Below are 12,310 nucleotides of genomic sequence, written 5' to 3'. Positions count from 1 at the left end.
GATTCCCATGCGTTCAGTCATCTTCACAGTGTTCGCTTGCTGTCCCGGCGTGGTTCTAGCCCAGGAGGGGCCGACCTTTGATTGCGCCAAGGCCACGCATGAGGCGGAGATCGCCATCTGCGAAAACGCGGAATTGGCCGCGCTGGATCGACGTCTGGCCGAGACTTATGGCGCGGCGCTGGCCGTGGCAGAAGGGCTGGACGCGGGCGCCGAGGCTGCGGTGGCGGAGCTGAAGGCCTATCAGCGAGGCTGGATCGGGGGGCGAGACGCGTGTTGGAAAGACAGCGATATCGTGGCCTGCATCAGCGACGCCTATCTGCGGCGCGAGGCCGAACTGGTGGCGATGTGGATGCTCGAGGAACCGGTCGGCACGTCCGTCTGGATGTGCGACGGCGGACCGGAAGTCGTGACGATGTTCTTCGACACGCCCCTGCCCAGCGTGCGCATGGAATTCGGGGATTCCATCGACGTCGCAACGTTGACCCGTACCGCGTCAGGGGCCAAATACGAGGGCAGCTTCGGGCGGTCGATCTGGATCAAGGGGAACGAGGCGCTCTATCGCGACGCTTCGCCGAATGATGCGGAGTATGGCTGCGTGCTGGCTGAGTAGGCGATGAGGTGTTAGCGGAATACAATGCCGCTAACACACATGAAAAAAGGGACTTTACAGCGTCGCGTCACCCCCTAACATCGGGCTTATCCGAGTGTGAAAGGACATCCCATGGCCGACGCCCCGAAACGCCCCCTGACCCTGCGCGACGTGTCCGAGGCGTCGGGCGTCAGTGAAATGACAGTCAGCCGGGTCCTGCGCAACCGGGGCGACGTGTCGGACGCGACGCGGGAAAAGGTGCTCGAAGCGGCGAAAGCGCTGGGCTACGTGCCGAACAAGATCGCCGGGGCGCTGGCCAGTCAGCGGGTGAACCTTGTCGCCGTCATCATTCCGTCGCTGTCGAACATGGTGTTTCCCGAGGTGATGACCGCGATTTCGGACGTTCTGGACGATACGCCGCTGCAACCCGTGGTGGGGGTCACGAACTACAAGAAGGAACGCGAGGAGAAGGTGCTTTACGAGATGCTCTCGTGGCGGCCCTCGGGGGTCATCATCGCGGGGCTCGAACATTCGGAGGCGTCCAAGGCGATGCTGCGCGGGGCGGGTATTCCGGTCGTCGAGATCATGGACACCGACGGCACGCCGATCGACGCCGCCGTGGGGATCAGCCACCGGCGCGCGGGCCGGATGATGGCCGAGGCGATCATCAAGGCGGGCTATCGCAAGATCGGGTTCCTCGGCACCAAGATGCCGCTGGACCACCGGGCGCGCAAACGGTTCGAAGGGTTCACCGAGGCACTGGCCAAGGCCGGGATGGAGATTGCCGATCAGGAGTTCTATGAGGGCGGGTCCGCGCTGGGCAAGGGCCGGGAGATGACCGAGGCGATCCTCAAACGGACCCCGGACCTCGACTTTCTCTATTTCTCGAACGACATGATCGGGGCGGGGGGGCTTCTCTATTGCCTCGACAATGGGATCGACGTGCCGAACCAACTGGGGCTGGCCGGGTTCAACGGGGTCGAATTGCTCAAGGGTCTGCCGCGCACGCTCGCCACGATGGACAGCTGCCGGGAAGAGATCGGGCGCAAGGCCGCCGAGATCATCGCGTCGCGCGTCGAGGGCGGGATCGAAGGGCCGCAGGGCCAGAAGATCGAACTGACCCCGACCATCGAGCGGGGCCATACGTTGCGCCGCAAACCCAAGGATGCCGCCTACCCGGAATGAGTTGACGCACGGCGCCCGCCGGGGCATCAACCCTGCGCGCGGTCCCGTGGCTCAATTGGATAGAGCAGCCCCCTCCTAAGGGGCAGGTTGCAGGTTCGAATCCTGCCGGGATCGCCAGCCCATCCGATCAGCTTGACGCAACGACCGGCGGGAAATCTGTGGGCGGGCTGCGGTGCCTTGGCTAGTCTTGGCGGCAGGGAGGACGGCATGGTTTATCTACGCATCGCGTCGGCGCTTATCGCGCTGATCTACTGGATCGCGGAACCGATCGGAGGCGACGGGTCGCTGGTCAATTCGCTCATCAAGGCATCCTGCGTGACGCTTCTGGCGGTGTCGGTCGTGCCCTCGGGGCGGCTGATGCTGGTCGTGGCGCTGGCCCTTGGGGCGGCCGGGGATTACCTTCTCAGCCGACCGGGCGACATCATGTTCATGGCGGGCATGGGCGCCTTCGCGGTCGCGCATATCCTGTATGTCGTGCTGTTCCTGAGCCTGCCGACACGGATGCGGATCGTTCCGATGGTGGCGCTCGTGGCCTACGGTGGTCTTATGGCCGTCCTGATGTGGGACGGGGCCGGGGCGCTGCGGGTGCCGGTCATGGCCTATATCGTCGTTATCATCGCCATGGGCCTTGCAGCCCTCAGCCGGGCCCGTTCGGAGCAGTTCTGGGTGCTGCTCGCCGGGGCCGGGCTTTTCATCCTGTCCGATACCCTGCTCGCCACACGCCTGTTTCTGTGGGAGGGCGAGGCGGCATTTCCCGGCGCGTTCCTGATCTGGCCGACATACTGGTGCGCCCAGTTCGCGTTGATGTGGGGGTTCGAAAGGTCGCGGGCGTGACCCGTCACACCATCCGGATCACGTCCTTGTCGATCGACAGCATGTAGCCGCGCCGCGCGATGGTCTTGACCAGAAGCTCGGCCATCATCTGATTGCCCAGCGAGTCGCGCAGGCGCTTGATGCGGGTGGCCCCTGCCGCCTCTTCGCAGTCCGAGGCATCGCGGCCCGAGATCACGCCTTCCAGCTCGGCCCCCGTCAGCACGTCTTCGTCCATCCGCGCTTCGGCCAGGACGGCGAGGGTTTCAAGCGCGGCTTCGGTCAGCGAGAATTCCATGTCGTTCAAAAGCACGGTTCGGTCGTTGCGGTTGATGACGAGGGATTTGACGCGAAGTCCGGCGCGCTCGATCTCGTCCATCCGGCGGTTCTGGCCGATGATGATAACGAGGAAGACGAGCGCCGCGACGAGGAGCGCGGTGGCGAAGACCATCAGCACGAAGATGACCACCCGATAGCTGGTGAGCGTGTCGGAAAAGGCGGTGCCGGACTGGGCGAGGATTTCGAGCAGCTTGATCTCGGCCTCGCCCGTGAGCGCATCGTTCTCGATGAAGATCTGTTCGACCCGCGCGTTGAACGCGTTGGCCGACGGCAGGTTCAGGAAAAGAAAGATCGCCGCGACGGTGAGGATCGCGACGATGGCGGCGATGCCGATGGCGACCACGCGGTTGCCGGTCAGGCGCGTGTCAGTAGCGAAGGAAGTAGGGGCCGGCACTCGCTTTCCTCTCCTCAAGACCTGCATCGCCGAACACGCCCAGAACATTGAGCAGCGTCCAGCCGTCGGCGGCGATTCGGCGGCTCACCTCGGGCGCGGCGTCCTGGGCCGAGCCGCAGGCGACATCGGGCAGTTCGATGACACCGTAATGCAGTTTCAGCGGGTTGTCCTGTTTGGCCTTGTAGTCGGCATAGCAGGCGGCAGTCGCCGGAAGGGCGAGCAGGGTGGCGGCGGCAATGGCCGTGGAAAGAAGGCGTGTTTTCATGGGGGTAGAGATGCGCCGGAAGCCCCTGTTATGCGATATCAAACCACCTTTTCCGGGCCGCTATCCGATGTCAACGCGGCGATATTCCATGTCCGGGGCGAGGGCGGGCAGTTTGGGTTCATCGACATCGCGGATCACTCCGCACACACCCAACAGGACCCGAAAGGACACGTTATGAAATTGATTTCCAAGATCACCCGCCCGGTCACCGCCATGGCGCTCGCCGCTTCGGTCGCCTTGTCGCCGGTGGCCGCCACCGAAGCGCGCGCCGGGAGCGAAGAGGCCCTGATCGCAGGCGCCATCGGCACGATCATTCTGGGTGCCATCGCGACGCAGGCGATCGGCAACGGCAACATTCGTTTCCACTCCAATACGCAGTCGCATTATCAGCCGCGCAATCCCGCGCCGACCTATGGCAATACGCATGGCGGACGCCATGATGGGAACCGGGGCGGCCATCACGACAACCGCGGAAACCATGGCGGCAACCGGCACAACGCCAAGCAACTGCCGTCGAGCTGCATCGTGAACAACATTCCGGGCGAGCGCGGCGTTCTGTTCGGCAACCGCTGCCTTCAGCGCAACTTCACGGGCGCCTCGCGTCTGCCCGCGCAGTGCAAGGATCATGTCTACAACCGCAACACCGGGAACGTCCGCAACGTCTATCGCGGTCACTGCCTGCGCCAGTATGGCTACACCATCGCCGCGCGGTAAGAACATCGAGCAGGGAGCGGCACGTCTGTCCCCGATCTTCCGAATGCCGCTCCTCCCCGGCGGCGGGCCCATAGAAGGCCCGCCGCCTTTTTCTTGTCCTTGCCTGCGGGGTTTCGTTGCCGCAGGTAGGCGGCATGACCGATGGACCTGATTATTCGCATGAGACCGTCGCGTTCGCCCGTGGCCTTGCCCGTGTTGCGGGTGTGGACGAGGTGGGGCGCGGGCCGCTCGCCGGCCCCGTGACCGCTGCCGCCGTGATCCTCGACCCTGACAACATCCCGGACGGGCTGAACGACTCCAAGAAACTGTCGGCGAAGAAGCGCGACGCGCTGTTCGACGCGATCATGGCCGGGGCGCAGGTGGGCATCGCCCATGCCAGCGTCGAAGAGATCGACACCCACAACATTCTGCGCGCCTCCCACATCGCGATGATGCGCGCGGTCGAGGCGCTGTGCACGCCCCCGGATCACCTGCTGATCGACGGCAACCTGATCCCGCGCGGCTGCACTGTTTCTGCCGAGGCCGTAATCAAGGGTGACGGCAAATCACTGTCCATCGCCGCCGCTTCGATCGTGGCGAAAGTGACACGCGATCGGATCATGGTGGACTTGGCGCAACAGCACCCCGGCTATGGGTGGGAGCGCAATGCGGGTTATCCATCAAAAAGCCACATTTCGGCACTCCAAGAATTAGGTGTGACCCCACACCATAGGCGATCCTTCAAGCCGGTCCACAATATCTTGTGTCCACCAAAACTGTAAGACACTGATTTAAAAAAGAAATTGACCACGAATCGCGTCTGACTCAAACTTATCCACAAGATACGAGGTCGAAAACGACCCGGGGAACGAGGCAGACGAATGAACAAAATGATCCCTGCGGCAGAGGCTCTGCCGCTCAATCAGATTTTGCCCGGTGATTGCATCGAGGTGATGAACAGCCTTCCGGAAGGCTCTGTCGATCTGATTTTTGCGGACCCGCCCTATAACCTTCAGCTCAAGGGCGACCTGCATCGCCCGGACAACTCCAAGGTCGACGCGGTCGATGACGAATGGGACCAGTTCGCGAGCTTCAAGGTCTATGACGATTTCACGCGCGAATGGCTGGCCGCCGCGCGCCGCCTGCTCAAGCCGAACGGCGCGATCTGGGTGATCGGCTCTTACCACAACGTGTTCCGCATGGGCGCCGAGCTTCAGAATCAGGGCTTCTGGATTCTGAACGACGTTGTGTGGCGCAAGTCGAACCCGATGCCGAATTTCCGGGGCAAGCGCCTGACCAATGCGCATGAAACGCTGATCTGGGCGCAGAAGTCCGAGGACAGCAAGGCGACCTTCAATTACGAGGCGCTGAAGTCGCTGAACGAAGGCGTGCAGATGCGGTCGGACTGGGTCATCCCGATCTGCAACGGCGGCGAGCGGCTGAAAGACGACAACGGCGAAAAGGCGCATCCGACGCAGAAGCCCGAGGCGCTGCTCCACCGCGTGCTGGTCGGCACGACCAACCCCGGCGACGTGGTGCTCGACCCGTTCTTCGGCACCGGCACCACCGGCGCCGTGGCCAAGATGCTGGGCCGCGAATTCATCGGGATCGAACGGGAAGAGGCCTATCGCAAGGTGGCCGAGAAACGCATCTCGAAGATCCGCAAGTTCGACAAGGAGGCGCTGACAGTCTCGACCTCCAAACGTGCCGAGCCGCGCGTCGCTTTCGGGCAACTGGTCGAGCGCGGGATGCTGCGCCCCGGCGAAACCCTGATCGGCCCGCGCGGCCAGATCGCCAAGGTCCGGGCCGACGGCACGCTCATTTCGGGCGAAGCGCGGGGGTCGATCCATCAGGTCGGCGCGGCGCTGGAATCGGCGCCTTCGTGCAACGGCTGGACCTACTGGGCGTTCAAGCGCGACGGCAAGACCGTGTCGATCGACGTTCTCAGACAACAGATTCGCGCAGAAATGCGCTGACGGCATTGCCCCTCGGGGCAAACGGCGTACCGCCTGTGCCAGTGGCATCGACCACGGCACAACTTACCCCGCCCTCGTGGCGGGGTTTTTTTGGTTTGGCGTTGAACCGGGGCGGGGGCCGGGGGCACCTTGTCAAAAAGAGGACAGGTCCATGAAGCTACTGATTATCGCCGTGGGGTCGCGGGGCGACGTGCAACCGTTCGTGGCCTTCGGGCGGGCCGCCACGGCGGCGGGGCACGATGTGGTGCTGTCGGCACCGCAGGGGTTCGACGCGATGATCCGGGCGGCGGGGCTGACCCCCGCGCCGCTTCCCGTCGATTTTCAGGAGCTTCTGCAACAGCCGGAAATGCAGGCCGCGTTCAACTCGCTCACCGGGCGGCTCAAGGCGTTTCGCTGGGCGAACGAGATCATGAACGACCAGCTGTCCGAGATGTGGCGCATCGGGCTCGAGGTGTCGCCGGACCTGATCCTTTATCACTTCAAGGGCGCGATGGGGCCGTATCTGGGCCGCAAGCTGGGCGTGCCCGCGCTTCCCGTTGCGCTTCAGCCGGGGTTCGCGGCGACGGGCGAATATCCAATGTTCCTGATGGGGTCCAATGACCGGGGGGCTGCGCTCAACCGTGCGACGCACCGGATCATCCATGCCACGATGCGCATGGGAACGAATGTGATGGTGAAGCGGTGGATCAAGGCGACGGGGGCCGAGATCGGACCCTTGATGGAGGTGCGACTGGGCTATGCACCCACCGGTGCGCCGACCCGGCTTCACGCGTTTTCGCCCACGCTGGTTCCGCGCCCCGCGGATTGGGGCGCAGGGGACGTGCAGACCGGGTACTTCTTTGAAGACCCCGATGCAGGTTACCTGCCCGACCCCAGCCTCGCGGCGTTTTTGGAGGCTGGCCCTCCGCCGATCTACGCGGGCTTCGGGTCGATGCCGGGTCTGGACCACGAACGCACGACGCGGGCGCTGCGCGGGGCGCTGGAGAAGACCGGGCAGCGGGCGGTTCTGGCGACCGGCTGGGGTGGGATCGAGGGGTTCGAGACGGGCGAGAACATCCACGTCCTCGACGCCGTGCCGCACACATGGCTGTTTCCGCGCGTCTCGGCGGTGATCCACCACGGCGGATCAGGGACCACGCATGAAGGGCTGCGATGGGGAAAACCGTCGGTCGTCTGCCCGCTGTTTGCCGATCAGCCTTTCTTCGGCGCGCGTGTCGCCGTATTGGGCGCAGGGCCGGACCCGATCCGGCAAAAGCGGCTGACGGCAGACAACCTCGCCGCCGCCATCGATGTCGCGCTCAAGCCCGAGACGGCGAAGCGAGCAAGCGCGCTGGGCGATGCGATACGGACTGAGACCGGGGTCTCCGATACGCTTGCCTTGGTCGAACGGCTCGCCTAGCGCGGGCCGGGGATTGGGTGCTCGCCGTTCTTGTAGGGCCCCCAATCCTCGATCTCGGGGTAATACTGCCGTCGCCATGCCCGCACGCGCTTGTTCATCACGCGCCGCCAGATCGGCGGAACCATCGCGCCCATCGCCATGAGCGGATAGCCATAGGGAAGCTGCGGGGCCTGTGTTTCGTCGTAGGTCTGGAGCAGCGGAAAGCGCCGCGCGGGTTTGTAGTGGTGGTCCGAATGGCGTTGCAGGTTGATGAGCAGCCAGTTCGTCGCCCGGTGGCTCGCATTCCACGAATGATGCGGGCGCACGGGTTCGTATTTCCCGTCGCCCAGATGTTTGCGGGTCAGGCCGTAGTGTTCGACATAGTTGGTCAGCTCAAGCTGCCAGATCGCGATGAACGCCTGAAACAGAAACAGCGCGAGGCCGAGCCAGCCGCCGATCAGAAGCGCAAGGATCACCGCGCCGCCCTGTAGCGCCCAATAGCGCCAGAACGGGTTCGCACCGTCCCAAGGCGACAGATCGCGCCGCGCCAGCATCGCCCGTTCCGCCCGCCACGCCGACACCGGGCCTTCGCGCAGGACGCGGAAGAAATAGCGGTGGAAGCCTTCGTTATACCGCGCCGTGACCGCATCGCGGCGGGTGCCGACCCACGGGTGATGGACCAGCAGGTGCTCGGTGCGGAAATGGGAATAGAGCACGGTGGCAAGCAGCAGGTCGGCAAGCCAGCGTTCGAAGCGATCCTTCTGGTGCATGAGTTCGTGGGCATAGACGATGCCGATGGAGCCGCCCATGACGCCGACGCCGAAGAAGACGCCGAACTTCTCCCACAGAGCGAGGTGTTCTGCCCGCGGAACGAAGGCGATCATGCCGTAAAGAGTGACGACCTGGATGGGCAGCCAGATCCAGGTGATGAGGGAATACCAGTAAAGATGCGCATCGGTCGCGGCGGGGTCAGGGTTGTCCTCGTTCCGGCCCAGAAGCCGGTCGAGCGCGCTGAAGGCCCACCAGGTTCCCGCAATGGGCAGGATCAGTGCCCAGCCGCCATATGTCGCCGCGAGGAGGACGAGCGGGATGATAACCAGCGACGACCAGAAGGGCGCGGCGTGACGGAAATCTATGGCGGTGTCGGTCGGGGCCATCTGCTCACTCCTTGTCCCCCGTGGCCGAGTCTACGCCCGGTCGGGGAAACGGGCAACGGGGCCGGTCAGGACAGGGTGCCGCGGGCCAGATCGAACGCTTTGCGCATGACGGTGGGCAGGTCGGACGGGGCAAGGCGCGGCTCGAAATGCCCGCGTTCGGGGGCGGCGTCCTGTGGCAGCGTGGCGGTGCGGATACGCAGGATCAGGTGGAAATGGGTGAAGGTGTGGCGCACGTCGCCGGGCAACTCGGCCCAGTCTGCTGCGATGGGCGGCAGATCCTCGGCCTCGTCGCCCCAGTCGCCCCCCGGCCAGCCCAGCATCCCGCCCAACAGCCCCTTGTCCGGGCGCGTCTCGACCAGCCACGCCCCATCTTCGCGCCGCGCGACATAGGCGATGCCGTGGCGGATCGGCTTGGGTTTCTTCGCCTCACGGGCGGGCAGGGCGGCCTGAATACCTTTGGCTCGGCCCGCGCAATCGTCGCGCCAGGGGCAGATACCGCAGGCGGGCGACTTGGGGGTGCAGATCGTCGCGCCAAGGTCCATGACCGCCTGTGCATAGTCGCCGGGCCGCGCCTTGGGCGTAAGCGTCGCGGCGGCGTCGCGCAAGGCGGGCTTCGACCCCGGCATGGGCGCCTCGATGCAGAAAATCCGGGCCATGACCCGCTCGACGTTTCCGTCCACCACCGTTTCGCTTCGGTCAAAGGCGATGGCGGCGATGGCGGCGGCCGTGTAAGGGCCGATCCCCGGCAGCGCCTTCAGCCCGTCGAGCGTATCGGGGAACACGCCGTCCAACTCGTGCGACACGACCCGCGCGCACTTCAATAGGTTGCGGGCGCGGGCGTAATAGCCAAGGCCCGCCCATTCGCCCATCACGCGCGCATCCTCGGCTGCGGCCAGATCATGCACCGTGGGCCAGAGCGCCATGAACCGGGTGAAGTAATCGCGTACGGCGGCCACCGTGGTCTGCTGAAGCATTACTTCGGACATCCAGACCGCGTAGGGGTCAGGCGTCACTCCGGCGGTCCGATCCGCCGGCCCCACGCGCCACGGCATCGCGCGGGCGTGGCGGTCGTACCAATCCAGAAGCTCCCCGGCCATCACCCCGGCGTCACGCATGTTTTATCCTTGTAACCTGATCGATCATGGCGTCCCTTGCCCGCGAACCGTAGTATCCGGCCTGACATGGAGAGGCCAGTGACCGACGCCAAAACCAAACGTGAGCGCCGCATGCGCGGGTTCGAGCGGACCAGCAAACTGCTGGGCAGCCGGATTCGCAAGGCGGGCGAATCGCGCGGGTTCGCGGTCACGCGGCTTATCACCCATTGGGACGAAATCGCGGGTGAAGGCGTCGCCCAGATTTCCCGGCCCGTCGAGGTGTCTTATGGCCGGGGCGGGTTCGGTGCCACGCTGACCCTGCTGACCACCGGGGCCAACGCGCCGATGCTGGAGATGCAGAAAGAGCAGATCCGCGAAAAGGTGAACGCGGTCTATGGCTATGCCGCGATTTCGCGCATCCGCGTGACCCAGACCGCACCGACAGGTTTCTCCGAAGGGCAGGTGGAGTTCGCGCCGCGCAAGGCCGAGACCCCGAAAGAACCCGATCCCGAAATCACCTCCCGCGCAAGGGCGACCGCCGACGGCGTGGAGAGTGAGGCGCTCAAGGCCGCGCTGGAGGCGCTGGCGGCGAACGTCTATACCCGCAATTCATCGAAAACATGAGGCAGACCCCATGAACAAGATCCTTCCCATCGCGCTCGGCGCTGCCGTCCTTGTCGGCGGCGGAGCCTATTTCGCCACGCAGTCCGGGCCGACCCCCGGCACGTCGGCCCTGTCGCCGATTTCCGCCGCCGTCGCGCAGGACGCCGACGTCGAGCTCGCACCCGACATGGTGCTGGGCGAAGAAGACGCCCCGATCACGATGATCGAATACGCGTCCTTTACCTGCCCGCATTGCGCGGATTTCCACGAACGTGTGTGGGAAGACCTCAAGGCCGACTACATCGACACCGGCAAGGTCAAGTTCGTGAACCGCGAAGTGTATTTCGACAAGTATGGCCTGTGGGCCGGTCTGGTCGCCCGCTGCGGTGGCGAAATGCGCTATTTCGGCGTGATGGACATGCTGTTCGAGACCCAGAAAGACTGGATCGGGAACGGGCAGGAGGCCGCGATTCTCGAGAACCTCACCACCATCGGCAAAAAGGCCGGTCTGAGCGAGGAACAGGTCACCGCGTGCGTGAACGACAAGGAAATGGCGCAGTCGATGGTCGCCGCCTATCAGCAGAACGCGGGCGCGGACGAGATCACCGGAACGCCGACTTTCATCATCAACGGCGAGAAGTATTCGAACATGACCTATCACGATCTGAAAAAGATCCTCGACGGTCTGGCCGAAGGCTGAACCCGGTTCTTTCGAACGAACGAAATGGCGGCTCACGGGCCGCCATTTTTCGTTAGCGCGCAGCCATGAAGGCGAGGCGGATGAGCGTGCGTTCGATCAGCGCCATCTGCGGGGCCTTGGATGTCGAGCGCAGCGTGAGGTCGGCCTCGATAATCATGTCGAGCGCGGTTTCCAGCTTGGCCGCACCCCAGCGCGCGGCCTGACGGGTCATCCGGTCGCGGGATTTGAAATGCACCGGGGGACGGGCGCGGAAGATGCCCTTGTTCGGCCCCTCCGGGTCCGATGCGGCCATGTGCAGCGTGCGGAAATGATTGGTCGTCGCGATGGCAAGGCGCGTGGGCGCGATGCCCTGCGCTTCGAGCCGGGTCAGCAGCGGTCCAAGTTCCGGCGCGCGCCCTTCGGCGGTGGCGTGAAGCAGGTCGTCGAGCACCGCTTCGGTCGAGGCGGGTGCGCAGGCGTCCACATCGTCAGGCGTCAGCAGCGACGGGTCGCCCAGCTTGTAGAGCGACAGCTTTTCGACGGTCTGGCGGAAATCGCCGGGGTCGAGGGAACGGGCGAGAGCTTCGAGATCGCGCATCGCTTCTGGGTCGATCTGGTTCAGACCGGCCTTTCTGAGTTCGTCCTGAATCTCGTCGCGCGACATCGGGTCGTCGTAGATGCCGATTGCGAAGGCCGAGGGGTGTTTCTCGAAATATTTCCTGAGCTTGCCCGTGGGCTTGAGGTTGCCGCCGGTGACGACGACATGGGCATCGCCCGGCTGCCAATCGTCCAAAGCTTGCGTGATCTTGTCGCCATGCACGTCGGTCGCGTCCTCGACGAACACAGCGCGCGGACCGGGGAAAAAGCCCTGTGCCTTGATTGCGTCCGACAACGCCGCCGGATCGGCGCGCAGATCGCCCGCGAGCATCCGCGTCAGGCGCATTTCCTCTTCGGCACCTTCGCCGAGCAGGTTCCTCAGCAATTCCTGCCGCTTCAGCGCCACCCGCATCGCGTCGGTGCCATAGATCAGCGTGCCGGTGGTGTCCGGCGCGGGCTTGGCGAAATGGCGGTTGGCTTCGGCGGGTTTGAGTTTCATGGGCTCACACTAGCCTGAACCGAATTGGCGCGCCCATCGGAAATGAGCGCGC

14 protein-coding genes and 1 tRNA gene are annotated in these 12,310 nt (G+C 64.6%); 10 read left to right on the top strand and 5 right to left on the bottom strand.

The genetic code is table 11. The annotated features are described in order from the left end of the window. Window positions 1–7 precede the first annotated feature (7 nt). The 4 genes from FCT00_RS05130 (at window position 8) to FCT00_RS05115 (ending at window position 2,608) form a co-directional block, all read left to right on the top strand. Entirely contained in the window at window positions 8–610 is a 603-nt protein-coding gene (locus tag FCT00_RS05130) for a lysozyme inhibitor LprI family protein (protein ID WP_138422091.1), read from the top strand. A gap of 111 nt (window positions 611–721) precedes the next feature. Then, window positions 722–1,774: a LacI family DNA-binding transcriptional regulator gene (locus FCT00_RS05125; protein ID WP_008333252.1), complete on the top strand. Its 1,053-nt coding sequence runs from the start codon at window positions 722–724 to the stop codon at window positions 1,772–1,774. A gap of 40 nt (window positions 1,775–1,814) precedes the next feature. After that, window positions 1,815–1,891: transfer RNA gene (locus FCT00_RS05120), tRNA-Arg, on the top strand. Window positions 1,892–1,981: 90 nt separating this feature from the next. Further along, entirely contained in the window at window positions 1,982–2,608 is a 627-nt protein-coding gene (locus tag FCT00_RS05115) for a lysoplasmalogenase (protein WP_138422090.1), read from the top strand. Between the two features lie 4 nt (window positions 2,609–2,612). On the opposite strand, the gene FCT00_RS05110 is transcribed toward FCT00_RS05115, so the two are convergent. Together FCT00_RS05110 and FCT00_RS05105 are read right to left on the bottom strand one after the other, a co-directional pair. Further along, a complete protein-coding gene (locus FCT00_RS05110) occupies window positions 2,613–3,317 on the bottom strand; it encodes a winged helix-turn-helix domain-containing protein (protein ID WP_085986920.1) in 705 nt (234 codons plus the stop codon). Next, a complete protein-coding gene (locus FCT00_RS05105) occupies window positions 3,289–3,582 on the bottom strand; it encodes a hypothetical protein (RefSeq protein ID WP_138422089.1) in 294 nt (97 codons plus the stop codon). Before FCT00_RS05105 ends, FCT00_RS05110 begins: the two co-directional genes overlap by 29 nt. A 174-nt stretch (window positions 3,583–3,756) precedes the next feature. On the opposite strand from FCT00_RS05105, the gene FCT00_RS05100 reads away from it, so the two are divergent. The 4 genes from FCT00_RS05100 to FCT00_RS05085 all read left to right on the top strand — a co-directional run bounded on the left by FCT00_RS05100 (window position 3,757) and on the right by FCT00_RS05085 (window position 7,650). Beyond that, a complete protein-coding gene (locus FCT00_RS05100) occupies window positions 3,757–4,296 on the top strand; it encodes a hypothetical protein (protein ID WP_138422088.1) in 540 nt (179 codons plus the stop codon). 134 nt (window positions 4,297–4,430) lie between these two features. After that, window positions 4,431–5,057: a ribonuclease HII gene (locus FCT00_RS05095; RefSeq protein WP_138422087.1), complete on the top strand. Its 627-nt coding sequence runs from the start codon at window positions 4,431–4,433 to the stop codon at window positions 5,055–5,057. A gap of 99 nt (window positions 5,058–5,156) precedes the next feature. Continuing rightward, complete coding sequence (locus FCT00_RS05090; protein WP_008333236.1) at window positions 5,157–6,251, top strand: site-specific DNA-methyltransferase; 1,095 nt, start codon at window positions 5,157–5,159, stop codon at window positions 6,249–6,251. Window positions 6,252–6,402: 151 nt separating this feature from the next. Then, a complete protein-coding gene (locus tag FCT00_RS05085; RefSeq protein WP_138422086.1) occupies window positions 6,403–7,650 on the top strand; it encodes a glycosyltransferase in 1,248 nt (415 codons plus the stop codon). Here FCT00_RS05085 and FCT00_RS05080 read toward each other — a convergent pair. Next, the gene (locus tag FCT00_RS05080; protein ID WP_138422085.1) at window positions 7,647–8,786 is read right to left on the bottom strand and encodes an alkane 1-monooxygenase; all 1,140 of its coding nucleotides are present in this window, start codon (window positions 8,784–8,786) and stop codon (window positions 7,647–7,649) included. The two genes, FCT00_RS05085 and FCT00_RS05080, sit on opposite strands and share 4 nt — an antisense overlap. Before the next feature lie 65 nt (window positions 8,787–8,851). Beyond that, entirely contained in the window at window positions 8,852–9,901 is a 1,050-nt protein-coding gene (mutY, locus tag FCT00_RS05075; RefSeq protein WP_138422084.1) for an A/G-specific adenine glycosylase, read from the bottom strand. Between the two features lie 111 nt (window positions 9,902–10,012). On the opposite strand from mutY, the gene FCT00_RS05070 reads away from it, so the two are divergent. Together FCT00_RS05070 and FCT00_RS05065 are read left to right on the top strand one after the other, a co-directional pair. Next, window positions 10,013–10,504: a DUF721 domain-containing protein gene (locus FCT00_RS05070; protein WP_040885733.1), complete on the top strand. Its 492-nt coding sequence runs from the start codon at window positions 10,013–10,015 to the stop codon at window positions 10,502–10,504. Window positions 10,505–10,514: 10 nt separating this feature from the next. Then, complete coding sequence (locus FCT00_RS05065) at window positions 10,515–11,183, top strand: DsbA family protein (RefSeq protein WP_138422083.1); 669 nt, start codon at window positions 10,515–10,517, stop codon at window positions 11,181–11,183. Window positions 11,184–11,235: 52 nt separating this feature from the next. Here FCT00_RS05065 and holA read toward each other — a convergent pair whose 3' ends face one another. Then, window positions 11,236–12,258 carry a DNA polymerase III subunit delta gene (gene holA, locus FCT00_RS05060; RefSeq protein ID WP_138422082.1) on the bottom strand — a complete coding sequence of 341 codons (1,023 nt, stop codon included), beginning with the start codon at window positions 12,256–12,258 and terminating at the stop codon, window positions 11,236–11,238. Window positions 12,259–12,310: the final 52 nt, after the last annotated feature.

It is taken from the genome of Maritimibacter alexandrii, assembly GCF_005871115.1.
GTDB lineage: Bacteria > Pseudomonadota > Alphaproteobacteria > Rhodobacterales > Rhodobacteraceae > Maritimibacter > Maritimibacter alkaliphilus.
This window is presented reverse-complemented; position numbering and strand designations above follow the sequence as displayed.

Bases quoted from the DNA above. Each gene is read 5' to 3' on its own strand.
- FCT00_RS05130 (WP_138422091.1), top strand. From the start codon at position 8: ATGCGTTCAGTCATCTTCACAGTGTTCGCTTGCTGTCCCGGCGTGGTT.
- FCT00_RS05125 (WP_008333252.1), top strand. From the start codon at position 722: ATGGCCGACGCCCCGAAACGCCCCCTGACCCTGCGCGACGTGTCCGAG.
- FCT00_RS05115 (WP_138422090.1), top strand. From the start codon at position 1,982: ATGGTTTATCTACGCATCGCGTCGGCGCTTATCGCGCTGATCTACTGG.
- FCT00_RS05105 (WP_138422089.1), bottom strand. From the start codon at position 3,582: ATGAAAACACGCCTTCTTTCCACGGCCATTGCCGCCGCCACCCTGCTC.
- FCT00_RS05100 (WP_138422088.1), top strand. From the start codon at position 3,757: ATGAAATTGATTTCCAAGATCACCCGCCCGGTCACCGCCATGGCGCTC.
- FCT00_RS05095 (WP_138422087.1), top strand. From the start codon at position 4,431: ATGACCGATGGACCTGATTATTCGCATGAGACCGTCGCGTTCGCCCGT.
- FCT00_RS05090 (WP_008333236.1), top strand. From the start codon at position 5,157: ATGAACAAAATGATCCCTGCGGCAGAGGCTCTGCCGCTCAATCAGATT.
- FCT00_RS05085 (WP_138422086.1), top strand. From the start codon at position 6,403: ATGAAGCTACTGATTATCGCCGTGGGGTCGCGGGGCGACGTGCAACCG.
- FCT00_RS05080 (WP_138422085.1), bottom strand. From the start codon at position 8,786: ATGGCCCCGACCGACACCGCCATAGATTTCCGTCACGCCGCGCCCTTC.
- mutY (WP_138422084.1), bottom strand. From the start codon at position 9,901: ATGCGTGACGCCGGGGTGATGGCCGGGGAGCTTCTGGATTGGTACGAC.
- FCT00_RS05070 (WP_040885733.1), top strand. From the start codon at position 10,013: ATGCGCGGGTTCGAGCGGACCAGCAAACTGCTGGGCAGCCGGATTCGC.
- FCT00_RS05065 (WP_138422083.1), top strand. From the start codon at position 10,515: ATGAACAAGATCCTTCCCATCGCGCTCGGCGCTGCCGTCCTTGTCGGC.
- holA (WP_138422082.1), bottom strand. From the start codon at position 12,258: ATGAAACTCAAACCCGCCGAAGCCAACCGCCATTTCGCCAAGCCCGCG.